Source organism: Ferrovibrio sp., assembly GCF_017994015.1.
Classification (GTDB): Bacteria; Pseudomonadota; Alphaproteobacteria; order Ferrovibrionales; family Ferrovibrionaceae; genus Ferrovibrio.
On the sequence record NZ_JAGOLP010000005.1, the window covers coordinates 66,550 to 84,534 of the forward strand.

The window sequence follows — 17,985 nt, forward strand, 5'->3', positions numbered from 1 at the left end:
AAGTGAGCGGGAGGCAGTGCTCAGCGGAGAATGCCTCCCGATCAATGGTCAGCTAAATGCCTCAAGAGCGCGAGGCTTCGAATTCGGTACGGAAATGCTCGCGGACCTTTTCCGGGTCGAAATCCAGGAAGGTGCCGCCAGCCTCAAAATGGGTGACAAACACCTTGCCTACCGCATAGGTGGCCGCCACCGAAAGGGCCGGCATGGTCAGCAAACCAATCGTTGTGCCAACAACCGGCAGGAATTTCACACCCGTGGCCAGAACACCGCCGGCAGCAATGCTGGGCACCACGGCCCCAAGCAAAGAGCCGATGATGGATTTGGCGGCGTGGGTTTTGAAAGGCACGTCGTACAATGTGGCAAGATCGCTCAGCATTTTCATCTGGACCGCCGAGACCGCCGCCACATCAGCCATCGGCACCGGAATCAAACCACCAACAAACGACCAGTTCATGTATTTCTTGACGATCAGATTGGCTTGCTCCAGCTTGCTTGACATACTCGCTCTCCTTGTATGGCTCTGATCACACAGACTGCTGTAAAAACTTAGCAGTTGCTGCTTTGCAAAAACAATCAAAATTCCTTCCCACAGCGACAGTTAAGCATCAAGCCGTTAACCAATTGCGCCGATGCGGTGTGATCCACACCGCTTATCTGGCACCGCTGAGCGGGCTTCTGCCGGCCCACCACAATGCCAATGGGCCAAGCAATGCGCCCAGACCCATGACGCCGAGGCCCAGGCCCCAGGCCAGCACACCATCGCCATAGACCGGCTGCGCCGCATCCAGCGCCAGGCCAACACAGAGCGGGCCGAGCACACTGGCGCCAAAGCCGAAGATTGAATGTACCGCCATGGTGGCGCCGCGCGCCGCTGGATCAGCCGCCGCCATCATGCCGGCGGTGAGTGCGCCGGAATCGCCGCAGATAAAAATGAAATAGATCGACATGAAGACCAGCACCAGCAGCAAAGGCAAGGCTGCCGTGAAGCCATAGACCAGCCCCATCAGGCCGGAAATGCTCATGATCAGAATCAGGGCGCGGCGGCGGCCGATCTTCAAGGCCACCTCGTTGCCGAGCAGACTGGCCGGCAGGCCGATCAGGGTGACAAAAGCCGCCAGCAAGGTCGGCCCCGGCAGCCAGGCCGCCACCACCGGATCGCGTGCCAGCACAAAAACCAGAAAAGCCGTGAGCCAGGTACGCATTGCCAGCAATTCAAAACCATGCGCGCCGTAGGCGATGATATAGCCCAGCGCCGCGCGATTGCGAAAAACCGGACGCCAATCCATCCTGGGTTTCTGGGCGGCATTGGGCGGCGGAAGATCTGCCAGCAGGCGCCAGGTGAGCAATCCCGGCAACGCCGCCAGGGCGCCGATCACGGCAAAGCTGACGCGCCAGCCGAACCATTCGCTAAGCAGGCCGGTGGCAGTGAAGCTGACAGCAATCGAGATCGAATAGCTGGCGGTGTAGATGGTGACGGCGCGGCTTTGCAATGCCGAACCGGAGCCTTGTGGCAAGGCCGCAACCCGATCCGTCAGGGCGCGCAGGCCGGGCATATAGATGGCAGCATGGCCGATCCCGGCAATGCCGCGCAGCAGCAGGGCCGACCAGAAACCATCGGCCAGGAAAGCAAAAACCAGCGTACTGCCGCCGGCCAGCAGGCAGCCGGTGAGGAATACCCATTTGGCGTCCAGCCGGTCGGTAAGCCACATGGCGGTGGCGACACTGAGCATGTAGCCAAGATAGTAGATGCCGGCGATCCAGCCCGCTTCGGCATTGCTGAGCTGCCAGGCGGCGATGAAATCCGGCACCAAAGCCGGGAAGCTGGAATTGGGCAGGATGCCAAACACGCCCAGCGTGGATAACAGCAGGATCAATCGGCGCGGCGTGTTGAAAGCGGGCATTCGAGGCAACATGGGCTGGGGCGCGGCTTTTTTCACAGATTTGTAATATCAGTTAACACCCGGGCATGCTTGACGGCCAGCCCCGAAGCCTATGTCATGCCTTGAAAATACGCCCCTGGAGGAAATTATGCTTTTGTTGCCAACCCGCCGTGGTTTCCTGCTGGGTGCTTCTGCTCTTGGCACCCTGCCCCTGCTCGGCTGTGCCGCCGCGCCGCCTGCCGCGCCGCCGCCAACCCCGATTGTTTTTGTGCATGGCAATGGCGATACCGCCGCTTTGTGGCACACCATTTTGTGGCGCTTTGAAAGCAACGGCTTCCCGCGTGACCGTCTGGCCGCCATCGATTTCCGCTATCCGCTGGCGCGCAACGCCGACGACAAGGAACAGGCCTTGCGCTCCTCCAGCACCGAGGCACGACAGGAGCTGGCCGCCTTCGTGGCTGATGTGAAGCGCCGCACCGGCGCCGAAAAGGTGGCCCTGGTGGCTTCCTCACGCGGCGGCAATGCGGTGCGCAATTTCCTCAAGAATGGCGGTGGCGCGGCGCATGTCAGCCATGCCGTGCTGTGTGGCACGCCCAATCATGGCGTGATCGTTTCCGACAAGGTGCTGGTGGGCAGTGAATTCAACGGCGCCGGCAGTTTCCTGCGCCAGCTCAACGATGGTCCGGATGAAGTGGTGCCGGGCATTGCCTGGGCCACCACGCGCTCGGATAACAATGACAAATTCGCCCAGCCTGATGGCAAATATCTTGGCCTGCCGGCCGGCACGCCAACCGGCGTGGGCTTTGATGGCCCGGCGCTGAAAGGCGCCAAGGATATTGTGCTGCCCGGGCTGGATCACCGCGAGGTGGCCTTCCACCCCAAGGCCTTTGCTGCGCTGTATGAATTCCTGCTCGGCAAACCCGCCGCCAGCCTGAATATCACGCCCGAGGCAGCCCCGGTGCTGAACGGCAAGGTGAATGGCATGCCGGGCGGCGTTGCCACCAACCTGCCGCTGCAAGGCGCGCTGGTGGAGATTTATGAAACCGATCCGGCCAGCGGCCAGCGCCGCGGTCTGGTGCATAGCAAAACCACCGGTGCCGATGGCCTGTGGGGTCCGTTCACCGCCAAGCCCGACGCCAGCTATGAATTTGTGGTGGCAGCGCCCGGCGAGGCGATCACGCATATCTACCGCACGCCGTTCCCGCGCTCGTCGGATATTGTGCATCTGCGCCCGGGCCGGCTCAGCGATGCCGACAAGGCCGCCGGCAGCAGCATTACGCTGACCCGGCCGCGTGGCTATTTCGGCCATGGCCGCGATGTGTTCACCATTGATGGCGCTGTGGCCCCCGGCGTGCCGGAAGGTGTGCCGGCCAATTCCACCGGCACATTGCGGCTGCCGCCCGGCCCGGCCCGCGCCGTGGCCGTGCGCGGCAATGACGAACAATTTGTGGTGCAATCCTGGCCCACGGCGGAGAACCGCGTCGTCTTTGCCGAGATGCATTATTGATGCTGCGATGCCCGGCGCACGGCCCCGGCTATCCGTTTTAGGTTTGAGCGCCAATCCCTTCCACCCTCGTCATGCGCGGACTTGATCCGCGCATCTCGTTTTTTCTCCATTTTCGAAGAGTAATCGGGTGAGGAGAGATGCGCGGATCAAGTCCGCGCATGACGATTATGGGGTGGTAAGGCCGGGCATGATGCTGCTCTAAGGCTTCTGGAAAAAGCCGAAAATCTTGGCCACTTCTTCCATCGCCGCGGCGTAGGGCCGCGCCTGGCTCATGTCGGCTATGCGGGCATATTGCTCGGCGATCATGTCCGGTGTCACGCTGCTGCCGGCACCGAAGAACACGCCCTCGGCTTCCACCACTTGCGCCTTGGCATAAAAACCGGCGCCGGCCGAGATAATGTCGCCGGTGGCATTGCAGGCTTCCGAGCAGAGATAGACCACGGCGGCGGTGATGTATTCCGGCTTCAGATACGGCAGCAGTTTGGGCGGGAACAAGGCTTCGGTCATCCGCGTGGCGGCAACCGGCGCGATGGTGTTGACCAGGATGCCGTTCTTGGCGCCTTCCTGCTTCAAGGCATTCATCAGTCCCACCAGGCCAAGCTTGGCGGCGGCATAGTTGCTCTGGCCGAAATTGCCATACAGGCCGGCAGCTGAAGTGGTCATCACGATGCGACCGTAATTCTGCGCCTGCATCACCGGCCAGGCCGCCTTGCTGACATAAGCCGAGCCGAGCAGATGCACATCCACCACGGTGTCAAAATCCGCCAGTTCCATCTTGGCAAAGCTCTTGTCGCGCAGGATGCCGGCATTGTTGACCAGCACATCAACCCGGCCCCAGGCATCCAGCGCGCTCTGCACGATGTTTGCCGCACCGACCGGATCAGACACACTGTCGTAATTCGCCACCGCCTGGCCGCCGGCCGCCAAGATCTCGGCCACCACCTGATCGGCCGCCTTGCTTGATCCGCCAGTGCCATCCACGGCGCCGCCAAGATCATTCACCACCACTTGCGCGCCGCGTGCCGCCAGCGCCAGGGCATGGCTGCGGCCAAGCCCGGAACCCGCACCGGTGACAATGGCTACACGGCCCTGAAAATCGATTGCCATATCCGTCTCTCCCCTCAAGCCTTTTTATAATCAAGCAGCAAATCGCAGACCTCGCGCACCGCGCCATCGCCGCCGCGCGCCGTGGTGATATAGGCCGCCACGGCCTTCACCTTGGGCCGCGCATTAGCCACCGCAATCGGCAGCCCGATGGCACCCAGCACACCCAGATCGTTCACGTCATCGGCGACATGCGCCACCTGATCCAGCCCGATGCCAAGCTCGGCGCAGATCGCCTGCAAACGTGGCAACTTGTCGTGCACGCCCATGTAACAATGCCGGATGCGCAGCCGTTCGGCGCGACGGGCAATTGCGGCTGTGTCGCTTTGGGTGATCAGGCAGACCTGCAAACCGGCCTTCTGCACCTCGACGATGCCATAGCCATCCTGCACATGATATTTGCGCGCCTCGTTGCCATCCTCGAAATAATACAGCCCGCCATCGGTCAGCGTGCCGTCCAGGTCCAGCGACAGCAACTTGACACGGGCAAATTTCTCGATCAGCGACGGCGCAAGCATGAAAAGCGGTTCCTCCCGGATGGACCGCGCCGATTATGCGCGAATGCGGCCACCATGCCAGGGGCAACGCTAGGTAAAGCCGGCAAAAATTTGCTATTCTGCACCCCGCCATGCTGACCAGCCCGTTCCTCAAACGCCTGATACTGCTGCCCGAGAAGGCGGCACACGATGCCTTTCCGTTCAACCGCCTGCCATGGCTGGGTGATGACTTCGAGCTGGATTTCACCGCCCCGATCACCATCCTGGCCGGCGAAAATGGCAGTGGCAAATCGACCTTGCTGGAAGCGATTGCGGCCATGGCCGGCTTTCCGGCCCAGGGTGGTACGCGCGACCATCAATTACTGAGCCGCGTTGAAGCCAATCCGCTTGCCGGCGCCCTGCGCGCAAGCTGGCTGCCCAAGATCGGCCATGGTTTTTTCTTTCGCGCCGAGAGTTTCTTCAATCTGGCAGATTATATCGACCGCGAAGGCATTCTGGCTTTCTGGGGCAACACGCCGCTACACGCCCAAAGCCATGGCGAATCCTTTCTCGCCACTTTCCGGCACAAGCTCGCCAGCAAACGGCAGACCTTCTTCATCCTGGACGAGCCGGAAGCCGCGCTATCGCCACAGCGTCTGCGCCAGTTCATCCGTCTGCTGGACGAATGGCAGACTTCCGGCCGGGTGCAGGCGATCATCGCCACGCATTCGCCGATCATCATGGGCTTGCCGGGCGCCGATCTGCGGCTGATCACGCCGGACGGCATCCTGCCTTGCGCCTTGCGCGACGTGCCGCATTTCCGCGCGATGCAGGATTTCTTCGCCGATCCGGACAGCTACTACGATGCGGCGGTTAACACGCCGCTGCCGGATCTGGATTAGCGCGGTTTTTTCTTCGGCCTGGGCGGGCCGGGATCGTCAACCCAGTCGACGATGTGATGCTCCAGCGGGCCGGCCTTCAATTCGGATATCGCCTTGCCGCGCACCGAGACGCCGAGCTTGTGCACCAGATCGCGGTCGCCGCTTTTGAGATAATGCCACCAGGGCAGATCCTTGCCGAGATGCACCCGGCGATAGGCGCAGGTGGCCGGCAGCCAATCCATCTTGGCCACAACAGCCGGGGTCAGCTTGATGCAATCCGGCACGATCTCCTTACGCTTGGCATAATTCGAACAGCCACCGGTTTTGCAATCGAGCAGGCGGCAGGCCACATTGGTGGCTTCCAGTGAGCCATCATCATCTTCCAGCCGGTAGAGGCAGCATTTGCCGCAGCCATCGCACAGCGATTCCCACTCGCTGGTGGTAAGCTGCTTCAGCGTCTTGCTGCGCCAAAAGGGCGGCGGGTTCGGCATCGCGGCAAATGCGCCTCAGCGCTTGTTGTGCTTGGCGATGAACGCGGTGACACGCGGGGCGATTTCCTCGCGCCAGCGGCGGCCGTTGAACACGCCATAATGCCCCACGCCGGCTTGCAGATAATGCTCGCGCTTGGCATTCGGGATGCGCTCGCAGATGGTATGCGCCGCATGGGTCTGGCCGATGCCGGAAATATCATCCAGTTCACCTTCCACGGTGAACAATGCCGTGCGGTCGATGGCATTGGTATCAACGATCTGGCCACGCCACGGGAAACGCCGCAGCGGCAGCAGATGCTCCTGAAACACGCGCTGCACCGTCTCCAGGTAATATTCAGCCGGCAGGTCCATCACCGAGAGATATTCGTCATAGAAGGTCTTGTGCTGCCGTGCGCTGTCGCCATCGCCCTGGATCAGATGGTGGAACAGCCGCACATGGGCGCCAACATGGCGATCCAGATTCATGCTCATGAAGCCGCTGAGCTGGATGAAGCCAGGATAAACCCGACGCATGAAACCCGGATAATTCACCGGCACATGATTGATCACCGAATGCTCAAACCACTCAATCGAGCGTTCCTGCGCCAGCGTGTTGGGCACGGTGGGGCTGAGCCGGGTATCAATCGGGCCGCCCATCAGGGTCATCGAAGCCGGGCTATTGGCATCGCGCGCCTGATTCATCAGCGCCACCGCCGCCAGCACCGGCACGCTGGGCTGGCACACGCCCATCACATGCGTGTTGGGGCCAAGATGGTGCAGGAACTGGATCACATAATCGATATAATCATCCAGGCCGAAGGCGCCCTCGCGCAGCGGCACCTGGCGCGCATCGCGCCAATCGGTGATGTAAACCTCGTGATTGGGCAGCATGGCTTCCGCCGTGCCGCGCAGCAACGTGGCATAATGGCCGGAAAGCGGCGCCACGATCAGCAGCTTGGGATCACGACCCGGCTCCACGCCTTCACGCTTGAAATGTTTAAGTTGGCAGAAGGGCAGCCGCAGGGTCACCTGTTCGCTCACCGCATGGCGCTTGCCGCGCACCATGGTGCTCTCGAAGCCGAATTTCGGCTTGTCATAACGCCGCGTGATGCGCTCGAACACTTCCAGTCCGGCCGCCAAGCCACGCGCCGCCGGCGTGAAGTTAGCCGGCAGATACGGCAGGTTCAGCAGATTGGCATGCGCCTCGGCAACCATACGCATCGGTGCCATGGCAGCATGCTGCCACTCGTGCAGTTGATAGAGCATCCGGGTCCCACCCCTGAATTGCCGACCGAACAAGCGTTCGATCCATTGACCCGGATAGCATTACAACAAAAAGACACCAAGAATAGTTAAATTTTGCACTGCAAAAAATTTCCTGGCCGGGTACTTGACCCAGTCGGCAGGCCGCGTTTCAGAGCGCCGCCTTGACTCGCTTGGCGATTTCTTCCGGCGTGGCGTTGTGGCGGAAATGCGCCACATATTTGCCATCGCGGCTCATGAGATAGAGAAAGCCGGAATGATCCACCGAGTAATCCAGGCTGGAATTCGGCAGCTTCACCTTCTGATAATACACCCGATAAGCCTTCGCCACCGCCGCAATCTGTTCCGGCGTGCCGGTCAGGCCCACCATGCGATCGTGGAAACTCTGCACATATTCCTTCATCGCCGCCACGGTGTCGCGTTCGGGATCAACCGTGATCAGGATCGGCACCACCTGCTCGGCTGCGGCCACGCCCATCTCGTCCAGTGCGATGGCCACTGTCTGTAGCGCGGTGGGGCAGATATCCGGGCAGGAGGTGAAGCCGAAATACACCAGTTGAAGCTTGCCACGAAAATCCTTGTCGGTGACGCTGCGGCCTTCCTGATCCGTGAGGCTGTAGGGGCCGCCGATGCTGACCTCGCCGATACCGGCTTCCTGCCGCTCACCACCATCAAGCCAGCTCACCAGGGCAAAGCCGCCGAAAGCCAATGCCGCCGCCAAAGCAGCCACAATCACGCCGCGCAGCAGACCGCGCATTGCCGTATTCATGATGCCTTGCCTCCCATTTCCGCTGCTGCCTGATCAATGATGCGCGCAAGCACAATATCACGCTGGCTCAGGCCGCCGGCATCATGGGTGGTGAGCAGGATATCGACCCGGTTCCACACATTGAACCATTCCGGATGGTGATCCGCCTTTTCCGCCGCCAGGGCAATCCGCGCCATGAAACCGAAAGCGGCATTGAAATCCTTGAAGCGCAGGCTGCGCTGGATCGCATCGCGGCCCGGCACCAGGGTCCAGGCGCTTAATTCGTTCAGCGCCGCCTCGCGTTCAACGCCCGCCAGTTTGGCAATGGCCATGGAAGCCCCCTGCTCTCGCGCTATACAAAAGTTGCCGTTGCGTTTACCTATCTCGGACATAGTTTCACCGCAACCACCTGGGACAACACGCCGCATGGCCAGCCATTCACATATCGGTGCGGAGCGCCTGGCGCCGAGCCTCGACGACATTGCAGCGCTGGCCGAAAGCGAGCGCTCCCGCCTGATGCCGGCCCTGGGCCGCTACCTGGAAGGCATCCCGTTCCGCATCGAGGAATTCGCCGATGACGAAGTGCTGGCGGCGATGGGCATCGAAAATCCCTTCGAACTGCTGGGCCTGTATCACGGCGGCAGCCTGCTGGCCGAGGAAACCGCCGCCACCGGCACCATGCCGGCGCTGATTTTCCTCTATCGCCGGCCGATGCTGGATTACTGGTGCGAAACCGGCGAGCCGCTTGGCCGCGTGGTGCGCCATGTGCTGATCCACGAGATCGGCCACCATTTTGGCCTCTCCGACGACGACATGGAGCGGATCGAGGCGGCGACCGACTGAGTTACAGCAGCGCGCGCATAAAGGCCGGCACAATCTCGGATGCCGGGCCGTAGCGTTTTTCGGCAAACACGCTATGGCCCTCTGAAGGCTCCAGGTTCAGCTCCACCGTATGCGCGCCCTGGCGCCGCGCTTCGGCAACAAAACCGGCCGCCGGATAGACATTGCCCGATGTGCCGATGGAGATGAACAGGTCGCAGGCGGCCAGCGCCTGCTCGATCTGCGCCATACCAAGCGGCATCTCGCCGAACCACACCACATGCGGCCGCAGATAGCCCGGCGTGCCACAGGCCGGGCAGGCCGTGGCAAGGTCGATATCCTGCCGACATTCACGCCGATCGCCGCAATTCTCGCAGCGTATCTTGAGCAATTCGCCATGCATATGCAGCAGCCGGGTTGAGCCGGCGCGCTCATGCAGGTCATCCACATTCTGCGTCACCAGCAGAAAATCCCTCGGCCATTGGCGCTCCAGATCGGCCAGCGCGGCATGGGCCGGATTGGGCGCCGCCTCCAGCAGGTTGCGGCGCCGGGCATTGTAGAATTCATGCACCAGGGCGGGATTGCGCGCGAAGCCTTCCGGCGTGGCTACATCACGCAGATCATATTGTGTCCACAACCCGTCCTTGTCGCGAAACGTGCCAAGGCCGGATTCCGCCGAGATGCCGGCGCCGGTCAGGATCACCAGCGATTGATAGGGTGAAGCCATTGGCGCTAATCACCATAGCCATAGGCTGGCATGAAGGCGCGGCGTTCCTGTTCCCAGGATTCACGCTCGCGGGCTTCCTCGGCGCGCTCCCAATCCTCCGCCTCGTCAGCCATCCAGGCATGATCGTCATATCCATCCAGGCGATAAACCTGCTCCGGCGTATAGATCGCGCCGCCATGCGAGAGGAAGCTGGAATAGAGCACGAAGCGGTCGCAACTGAAGGCCGGGGCGCTGAACAGCGCATGATGCACCAGATAGGCGCCAAGCCGGTCTATCGGTGGCTGGTTGAGCCGCGCCAGGGTGACATGCGGGGCAAATTTACGCCGATCCGGCGGCAGACCGAGCCGCGCCATGGCGCCATCGATCTTTTCATGCAGCCGATCCAGCCCCGGCGCCGGCCGCGTGCCGGCCCACAGGCTGCGGGCAGCGCGCTTGTCGCCGAAAGTGCCCACCCCATGCAGCGCCAGATCAAAGCTGGGCATCTGGATGCCAGCCAGTTCATCCGCCACATGGCGGGCGGTGCGGCCATCCACTTCGCCGATGAAACGCAGCGTGAGGTGGAATTGCTCAGGATTGACCCAGCGGGCGCCGGGCAGGCCGGAACATAATTCGCTCAGGGCCGATGCAGTGGCCTCAGGCATTGAAAGCGCAACGAAGAGACGGACCATAGGCGGTACTCCTCTCACGAGGGGCTTCCCGCGACGGGTTGCGCCGCGAGGCTGGCCAGCCGCCCGGCCGGCTAAGGCATATCAGGCGGCAGGATTGGGTTGATCGCGATGGATCGCTGCAATGCCGTCGAGCACCTCCTGCGGCAGTTTGATGTTGATACTGTCGATATCCGCCTTGAGCTGCGCCAGGCTGGTGGCGCCGATGATATTGGCGGTAAGGAATGGCTGCGCGTTGACAAAAGCCAGCGCCATCTGCGCCGGGTCCAGGCCATGCTGGCGTGCCAGGGCGACATAACGTTCAGTCGCGCGCTCAACCTGCGGATTGGAATAGCGCGTGAAGCGGGTGAACAGGCTGAGCCGGGCACCGGCCGGCTTGGCGCCGCCGAGATATTTGCCGGCCAGCACACCCATCGCCAAGGGCGAATAAGCCAGCAGGCCCACAGCCTCGCGCTGCGCCACTTCTGACAGCGACGCCTCATACCAGCGATTAAGCAGGTTATAGGGATTCTGGATCGTGGCGATGCGCGGCAGCAGGGCATCCGCCTCGGCCGCGGCAACATGGCGCATCACGCCCCAGGCGGTTTCGTTGGAAACGCCAAAAGCGCGAATCTTGCCCACCTTGATCAATTCGGCCATCGCCGCCAGCGTCTCGCTGATCGGCACCGAGTCTTCATCATTATAGGGATACTCGCTACGGCCAAAATTGGTCGTCACACGATCCGGCCAATGGGTCTGGTAGAGATCGATATAATCGGTGCCAAGCCGCTTCAGGCTTTTGTCTACGGCCTCGAAAATCTGCTTACGGCTCAAATCCGGCGGCAGGCCGCTATCGCGCAGCCAGCCGAATTCACCACGCGGCCCACCGCCGCGCCCGGCCACCTTGGTGGCGATCACTACCTTGTCACGATTCTTGCGCGCCTTGAGCCACGAGCCGATATAACTTTCCGTACGGCCCTGGGTTTCCGCCTTGGGCGGCACCGGATACATCTCGGCAGCATCCAGGAACGTGATGCCGCGCTCCAGCGCATAATCAAGCTGGGCATGCGCCTCGGCTTCGCTGTTCTGCTCGCCCCAGGTCATGGTTCCCAGGCAGATCAGGCTCACCTGGATATCAGTACGACCCAGACGACGAAACTCCATGACGCGTATCCTTACCAGCGAAACACTGACGATATATTGTATGTGTGCGCTGCAAACGACAACAACTAATTGCGGTTTATCTGCGCTTTCAGCGGCCGGAAACGTCAAGTTTCGTTACAACATTTCACTGATTAGCGAAAACTCATTTGAATCAATCAGATAAAATCACTACACGCTACAGGATAGGTAGCTTGGCGAGGGTATAAACGCTAGGCTATCTGAAGTTTTTTTGGTGGCAGCTGCATTCCATTCCAAATTACCATCCACCCCTGTTCCGTATCGAAGAGCCTATGTCCGATCCAGCCAAGCCCGCCACCAAATCCCTGCCGCTCGGCCGTCTGTTCCGCATCGGCCTTGGTCTGCTGCTGTTGGGCGTGTTCGGTTATGCCCTGGTACCAGGGGTATTCTACGCCCAGCATCCGGTTGGCCATGTTAATGCCGACCTGGTGACATTGCGGGCTGCGATTGATGGTCAATTGGCCTATGGCGATATCCGCGCCGGCCAGCGTGTGCTGCGCGGCCAGCCCATTGCCATGCTGCGCGATCCGCCCGACCGCGATGTGCGGCTGGCCAATCTGCTGGCCCAGGCCCAGGGGCTGGACGAGCGTATCCAGGGCCTGGACACACAATTGGCGGGGCTGACGCCATTCCTGGAACGGCTGAAAGCCGATAGCGACAGATTCCGCCTTGCCGTGATGGCCAATCTGGATGCGCAGATCGCCACCGCAGCGGCGCGGGTGAAACAGGGCGAAGCCAATGCCGCTTTGTTGCGGGCGCAATTGCAGCGCATTGTGCCGCTGGCAGCCAATTCCTTTGCCAGTGCAGCAGAACTGGATCGCCGCCGCGCCGAGGCCGAAGCGGCACAGGCCGATGTGGTGGCCCTGAAAAAAAACCTGGAAAGAGTGCAGCAGGAACGCGACGCCGCTTCACATGGTGTCTATCTCAGCGATTCCTACAACAATGCCCCCTATTCGCAGCAGCGCCGCGACGAGATCGAATTGCAGCGCCTCAGCCTGGCCACCCGCAAAGCCGATCTGGAAGCCGAGCGCGGCCAGTTGGAACGCCAATTGGCAGCCGAACGGCGCCGCCGCGAAATGACCGGTGTGGCCGCCGTGCTGGCGCCAGTGGATGGCATCCTGTGGCGATTCATGGAAAGCAACGGCAGCACGGTTGGCACCGGCGCCGCCCTGGCGCAGATTGTTGATTGCCGGCGGCTGTTTTTTGAAGTGCTGCGGGATCGCCGCGATCCGGAATTGCTGGCGATTGGCGATGAGGCGAGGGCTGAAATCGACATCGCTAGCCAGCGCGGCAGCTTTCCCGCCAAGCTGATCGGCCTGCGCGGCGAGGCTGATGGCGACCGGCGCGAATTTGCTCTTGCCCTGCCCGGCTCGCCGGAACAGATGCGTCTGGTTTTTGCTCTCGATCTGGGCAACAGCATCGCCACTGGCGCCGATAGCTGCCCGATTGGCCGCAACGGCCGCCTGGTGACCAGCGACACCGTGTTCAGCCGCATCGGTCGCCGCCTGCAAGCTTTGCCCGCCAGCCTGGGCGAGCTGCGCCGGCTGATTTCCTGAAGCCGCCGTGATCGAAGCCCTGATCCCGATGTTGCCGGCGCTGGTATTGCTGGCCGGCGCCGCCTTGCTGCTGCCGATGCTGAAACCCAGCAGCCCTTGGCCACGGCGTATTTTTATCCTGATCGTGGCCGGCCTGAGCCTGCGCTATTTCCACTGGCGTATTTCCACCACCTTGCCGCCCACCAGCCAGCCGCTGGATTTTGGTTTTGGCCTGCTGTTTCTGGCGCTTGAACTGATGCTGGCCTTCAGCACCTGCATCTGCCTGCTGACTTTCTGGCATATCCGCAACAACACACCGCAGGCTGATGCCTATGAAGCGCGCCATCGTGGCCGCCGCGACCTGCCGAAAGTGGATGTGTTCATCCCGACCTATAATGAATCCTGGGAGGTGCTGGAACGCAGCATCCTGGGCGCCCGCGCGCTGGATTATCCCAATTTCAGCGTCTGGGTGCTGGATGATACGCGGCGTGACTGGCTGCGCGACAAATGCGCTGCGCTGGGCGTGCGCTATCTGCGCCGGCCCGATAACAAAGGCGCTAAAGCTGGCAATCTCAACCACGCACTCGGCATTTCCAAGCAGGAAACCGACGCGCCCTTCATCATGGTGCTGGATGCCGATTTTGTGCCGCGCGGCAATTTCCTGCTGCGCGCCGTGGGCTTTTTCGACGATCCAAAAATTGCCCTGGTGCAGACGCCGCAGTTTTTCTTCAACCCCAACATGCTTCAGCATAACTTCATGCTGTCGGATTCCTGGGTGGATGAGCAGCGGTTTTTCTTCGACACCTTGCAGCCGGCCAAGGATGGCTGGGATGTGGCCTATTGCTGCGGCACTTCCTTTGTGGCACGCCGCGCCGCCATCGAGGCGATTGGCGGCTACCCCACCGAAACCATCACCGAAGACATCCTGCTCAGCTTCAAGCTGATCGATGCCGGCTACATCACACGCTATCTGAACGAGAAGCTGTCAAACGGCCTGGCGCCGGAAACCATCAACGAATATATCGGCCAGCGCACCCGCTGGGGCATCGGCGCGATTCAGTCGCTGTTTGTGCAGGTGGGGCCGTTCGGGCGCAACAATCTTGGCCCCTTGCAGCGGCTGCTTTTCCTTGAAACCGCGAATTACTGGCTCAGCCTGCCCACTTTCTGCCTGTTTTCGCTGTTTGCGCCGCTGCTCTATTGGTATGGCGGTATCTCGATCCTGCGAACCGAAATTGGCGATTACGCCTATTTCTTCACACCGGCCTTTCTGTCTTCCACAGCGTTTTTCATCTGGGTATCGGGCGGCCGCATTGTGCCGATCCTCACCGATCTGACCGAATTTGTCTGCGCCTCACGGGTGGCGCCGGCGGTGTGGTCGGCCCTGCTGCTGCGCAAGACACAGGTATTCCGCGTCACCGCCAAGGGCCTGCTGACCGACCGCATCATGGTGAACTGGCCGGTTTTCCTGCAAGCCGGCACCTTATTTGTGCTGACCATCCTGGCCATCCTGGTGCTGCGCGCTAGCCTGGTGGATGGCCGCCTGGCCGATGGCGGCGATCCGGCGCTTTATACATTCTGGAGCTGCTGGAACCTGCTGATCCTCGCCCTGGTGATGCTGCTGGCGGTGGAGCGGCCGCGCCTGCGCCGCGAGGAACGCTTCAATGTGAATGAGCCAGCCAGCCTGCTTTGGAACGGCGAAAGGCTGCCGGTGCAGGTCGAGGATATGTCGGTATCCGGCGCCCGTCTGATCTTCGACCCGGCGCAGGTGCAGGCGGAAACCCTGCGTGATGCCGAACTGGCCATCGATATTCTAGGCATTGGCCCGGCCGCCGCGCTGATCACCGATGCCGGCGGCAATCACGCCCATCTGCGCTTCACTGCCGCCGCCCCGCGCGAAGCCATCATCACCAAACTCTATGCCGGCGATTATGCCAGCGTGGCCAACCAATCCACCATCGGCACCGCGCTCGGCGACGTGTTCAAACGCGCCTTCGGCTTCAGCAAATAGGTCAGCCCATCTCACAACAATAAATCGAAGCCAGCGCATCTGTGCATGCCGCAGGGTGCATTTGAGCATTCGCAGCCAGTTTTACTTACGAATTACTATTTATAATCGATTTATTGCTTTCAAAAACCGGGGAAAGTGGCGAAATATACCTATAGCGCCCTGCAAAAGCGCACCAAGGCGCAAATACCGTTTCCGGGAGGCAGGCCATGCTCAATTTGTCGATCCGCACCACGCTGGGGCTCATCATCGGCCTGCTCGGCATCATGCTGGTGGGGGTCAGCATCAATGCCATGCTCGGCGCGGTGGAGCGCAGCAAGGCGGCGCAGCGGGTTTCCGCTTTGGCACCGATCAGCCAGGCTTTTTTCCGCACCTTGCAGGAGCACCGGCTGGAGCGCGGCAACATCCTGATCGCCTTGCGCAATGCCAATGCGGCCGACGACACATTGAACAAGAATATCACCCAGCAGCGCGACAATGCCCGCGAAGGCTTTGCCAGCGGCATGAAGCAGCTTGCTGCCCTTGGCAATCTGCCTGGTGCGGCGCCATTGCTAGCGCGGCTCAAGGCCGGACATGATGCGGTGGAAGCATTACGCCCCAAAGTGATGAGCGCCATCAGCCAGCCGCAGGCACAGCGCGATGCACAAGCCATGCGCGACTGGCCGACGGTGACACAGAGTTTTCTCGACAGCGTGGAAGCCGCCTCGGATTTTCTCGAAGCCTCACTCAAGATGGTCGATCCGATGGTGGACCAGTTGCTGAGCGTGAAGCGCACCGCCTGGGTGGCGCGCAATTACAGCGGCTCGCTGGTGCTGCGGCTGCTGAGTGCAATGAGCGGCGGCCAACCCTGGACATTGGCTGAAGTAGCCGCCGGCGCGCAGGATAATGGCCGCCTGCTGACCGCCTGGGCCATGATCGAGGAAGCCGCTGCCCGCAGCGACACGCCGCCCGCCGTGGCGCAGGCCGCTGACCGGGCCAAGGCTTTCTTTGCACCACAGCAGAGCGAGGAACGCCTGGTGATTGCCCGTGCGCTGGCGAATGGGCAGCCTTCACCAGTGCCGCAAACCGAATTCCAGCCGCGCGCGGTGGCCGGACTGGCCTTGTTCAACGATATTGCCAATACCGCGCTGAATGAATTGATCCTGCGCGCCGAGCAGCAGAGCGGGCATGCGCGCCAGGGCCTGATCCTTTATGGCGCCTTGCTGGCCGTGGCGGTGCTGTTCACCGGCTTTGGCTTCCTGATCGTGCAATGGCGCGTCAGCGGCCCGATCACCGGCATGACCGAGGCAATGCAGCGCCTGGCCGGCCGCGATCTTGCGGTGACCATCCCCTATGTTGAGCGTGGTGCCGAAATCGGCCGCATGGCCAAGGCTTTGCAAGTGTTCAAGGACAACATGATTGCCCGCGAACAGGCCGAGGCGGATATCGCCCGCCAGCGTGAGGAAACCGAAAGGCTGCGGCTGGAACGCGAAGCGCGTGAGACGGCGGCCGGCGCGGAAATCGCCGCTCTGGTCAACCAGGTGGCGCGCGGCGATCTGGGCAGCCGCATCAATGAAGCCGGCAAGGATGGCTTCTTCCTCAGCACCAGCCAGGAACTGAACCGCCTTGCAGCCACGTTGCAGGCGATGAGCGAGGAACTTGCCATGGTGATGGGCGGCATGGCCGATGGCGACCTGACGCGCCAGGTGCGCGGCGATTACCAGGGCGTGTTCGGCCAGATCAAGGATGGTGTGAACAGCATGGCCGAGCATATGCGCGATTTCGCCGGCCGGCTGACCGTGACGGCGCAATCGGTGCGCACCGCATCGGATGAAATCTCCACCGGCAGCCAGGATCTGGCCAGCCGCACCGAAAGCCAAGCCGCCAGCATTGAGGAGACGGCGGCGTCGATGCACGAGATCACCACCACGGTGAAGCAGAATGCCGATAACGCCCAAGCCGCCAACCAGCTTGCCACCACGGCCCGCGACACGGCGCAGAAGGGCGGCAGCGTGGTGCAGGATGCCGTGCAGGCCGTGACGCAGATCGAAGAGAGTGCGCGCAAGATCAGCGACATTGTTGGCCTGATCGACGAGATTGCCTTCCAGACCAACCTGCTGGCGCTGAATGCCAGCGTGGAAGCGGCGCGCGCCGGCGAGGCCGGCAAGGGTTTCGCCGTGGTGGCGCAGGAAGTGCGCGCCCTGGCGCAGCGTAGCGCCAATGCGTCGAAGGATATCAAGGCGCTGATCAATGCCTCGAATGCGCAGGTGAAAACCGGCGCCAGCCTGGTGAACCAGACCGGCACGTCACTGACCGATATTGTCGCCGCGATCAAGAAAGTATCGGATATCGTGGCCGAGATTGCCGCAGCCAGCCGCGAGCAGGCCACCGGCCTGGATCAGATCAACACCGCCGTGGGCAGCATGGATGAAATGACCCAGCGCAATGCGGCGCTAGTGGAGGAATCCACCGCTGCGGCGCAATCGCTTTCCGGCCAGGCCCGCGACCTTGCGCAACTGGTCGGCTTCTTCAAGCTGGATGGCAACGCCCGTCCGGCCCCGACGCTGGCACCGCCGCCAGCAGCCAAACCCGCCACACCGCCGCCAGTATCAAAAACACCTGCACCAAAACCGACACCCATTAAGCCCGTCGCCGCCAAGCCGACAGCCATGCCGGCACCGACGCCAAAACCGGCCGCCAAACCAGCCGCCGCGCCTAAACCAGCGCCGAAGCCGGCAGCCGACGACGATTGGCAGGAATTCTGA

Annotated in this window: 17 protein-coding genes; 6 read left to right on the forward strand and 11 right to left on the reverse strand. The window is 61.7% G+C overall.

The features are described 5' to 3' along the window. Positions 1-61: 61 nt before the first annotated feature. Both KBB36_RS04995 and KBB36_RS05000 read right to left on the reverse strand, forming a co-directional pair. Entirely contained in the window at positions 62-577 is a 516-nt protein-coding gene (locus KBB36_RS04995; RefSeq protein ID WP_290977636.1) for a YcjF family protein, read from the reverse strand. A gap of 73 nt (positions 578-650) precedes the next feature. After that, positions 651-1,901 (reverse strand): MFS transporter, encoded by a 1,251-nt coding sequence (locus tag KBB36_RS05000; RefSeq protein WP_290977638.1) that lies wholly within the window; start codon positions 1,899-1,901, stop codon positions 651-653. Between the two features lie 127 nt (positions 1,902-2,028). Here KBB36_RS05000 and KBB36_RS05005 point away from each other — a divergent pair, with 127 nt between their 5' ends. Beyond that, entirely contained in the window at positions 2,029-3,387 is a 1,359-nt protein-coding gene (locus tag KBB36_RS05005; protein ID WP_290977640.1) for an alpha/beta fold hydrolase, read from the forward strand. A 198-nt stretch (positions 3,388-3,585) separates the two neighbouring features. Here the strand turns inward: KBB36_RS05005 and KBB36_RS05010 are convergent, their stop codons facing one another. After that, positions 3,586-4,494: an SDR family oxidoreductase gene (locus KBB36_RS05010; protein WP_290977642.1), complete on the reverse strand. Its 909-nt coding sequence runs from the start codon at positions 4,492-4,494 to the stop codon at positions 3,586-3,588. A gap of 14 nt (positions 4,495-4,508) precedes the next feature. Continuing rightward, on the reverse strand, positions 4,509-5,009 hold the full coding sequence (locus KBB36_RS05015; protein WP_290977644.1) for an HAD family hydrolase: 501 nt from the start codon (positions 5,007-5,009) through the stop codon (positions 4,509-4,511). 110 nt (positions 5,010-5,119) lie between these two features. On the opposite strand from KBB36_RS05015, the gene KBB36_RS05020 reads away from it, so the two are divergent. Next, positions 5,120-5,869: an AAA family ATPase gene (locus KBB36_RS05020; protein WP_290977646.1), complete on the forward strand. Its 750-nt coding sequence runs from the start codon at positions 5,120-5,122 to the stop codon at positions 5,867-5,869. Here the strand turns inward: KBB36_RS05020 and KBB36_RS05025 are convergent. The 4 genes from KBB36_RS05025 to KBB36_RS05040 form a co-directional block, all read right to left on the reverse strand. Continuing rightward, positions 5,866-6,339 carry a YcgN family cysteine cluster protein gene (locus KBB36_RS05025; RefSeq protein WP_290977648.1) on the reverse strand — a complete coding sequence of 158 codons (474 nt, stop codon included), beginning with the start codon at positions 6,337-6,339 and terminating at the stop codon, positions 5,866-5,868. The genes KBB36_RS05020 and KBB36_RS05025 overlap by 4 nt on opposite strands. Before the next feature lie 15 nt (positions 6,340-6,354). Next, a complete protein-coding gene (phaZ, locus tag KBB36_RS05030) occupies positions 6,355-7,548 on the reverse strand; it encodes a polyhydroxyalkanoate depolymerase (RefSeq protein WP_366933169.1) in 1,194 nt (397 codons plus the stop codon). 184 nt (positions 7,549-7,732) lie between these two features. Beyond that, positions 7,733-8,350: an SCO family protein gene (locus KBB36_RS05035; RefSeq protein ID WP_290977652.1), complete on the reverse strand. Its 618-nt coding sequence runs from the start codon at positions 8,348-8,350 to the stop codon at positions 7,733-7,735. Further along, positions 8,347-8,661 (reverse strand): 4a-hydroxytetrahydrobiopterin dehydratase, encoded by a 315-nt coding sequence (locus tag KBB36_RS05040; RefSeq protein WP_290977654.1) that lies wholly within the window; start codon positions 8,659-8,661, stop codon positions 8,347-8,349. The genes KBB36_RS05035 and KBB36_RS05040 overlap by 4 nt, the downstream gene beginning before the upstream one ends. Before the next feature lie 94 nt (positions 8,662-8,755). Between KBB36_RS05040 and KBB36_RS05045 the strand changes: the two genes are divergently transcribed. Beyond that, a complete protein-coding gene (locus KBB36_RS05045) occupies positions 8,756-9,172 on the forward strand; it encodes a metallopeptidase family protein (protein WP_290977656.1) in 417 nt (138 codons plus the stop codon). 1 nt (position 9,173) lies between these two features. Here KBB36_RS05045 and cobB read toward each other — a convergent pair whose 3' ends face one another. The 3 genes from cobB to KBB36_RS05060 all read right to left on the reverse strand — a co-directional run bounded on the left by cobB (position 9,174) and on the right by KBB36_RS05060 (position 11,683). Then, a complete protein-coding gene (gene cobB, locus KBB36_RS05050; RefSeq protein WP_290977658.1) occupies positions 9,174-9,875 on the reverse strand; it encodes a Sir2 family NAD+-dependent deacetylase in 702 nt (233 codons plus the stop codon). Between the two features lie 5 nt (positions 9,876-9,880). Continuing rightward, positions 9,881-10,543, reverse strand: coding sequence for an RNA 2',3'-cyclic phosphodiesterase (gene thpR, locus KBB36_RS05055; RefSeq protein ID WP_290977660.1), 663 nt, complete (start codon positions 10,541-10,543; stop codon positions 9,881-9,883). An 81-nt stretch (positions 10,544-10,624) separates the two neighbouring features. Beyond that, positions 10,625-11,683, reverse strand: a complete 1,059-nt coding sequence (locus KBB36_RS05060) for an NADP(H)-dependent aldo-keto reductase (protein ID WP_290977662.1) — start codon at positions 11,681-11,683, stop codon at positions 10,625-10,627. Between the two features lie 290 nt (positions 11,684-11,973). Between KBB36_RS05060 and KBB36_RS05065 the strand changes: the two genes are divergently transcribed. The 3 genes from KBB36_RS05065 (at position 11,974) to KBB36_RS05075 (ending at position 17,985) form a co-directional block, all read left to right on the forward strand. After that, a complete protein-coding gene (locus tag KBB36_RS05065; RefSeq protein ID WP_290977664.1) occupies positions 11,974-13,257 on the forward strand; it encodes an HlyD family efflux transporter periplasmic adaptor subunit in 1,284 nt (427 codons plus the stop codon). Between the two features lie 7 nt (positions 13,258-13,264). Continuing rightward, complete coding sequence (locus KBB36_RS05070) at positions 13,265-15,244, forward strand: glycosyltransferase (RefSeq protein ID WP_290977666.1); 1,980 nt, start codon at positions 13,265-13,267, stop codon at positions 15,242-15,244. A gap of 206 nt (positions 15,245-15,450) precedes the next feature. After that, positions 15,451-17,985, forward strand: a complete 2,535-nt coding sequence (locus KBB36_RS05075) for a methyl-accepting chemotaxis protein (protein WP_290977668.1) — start codon at positions 15,451-15,453, stop codon at positions 17,983-17,985.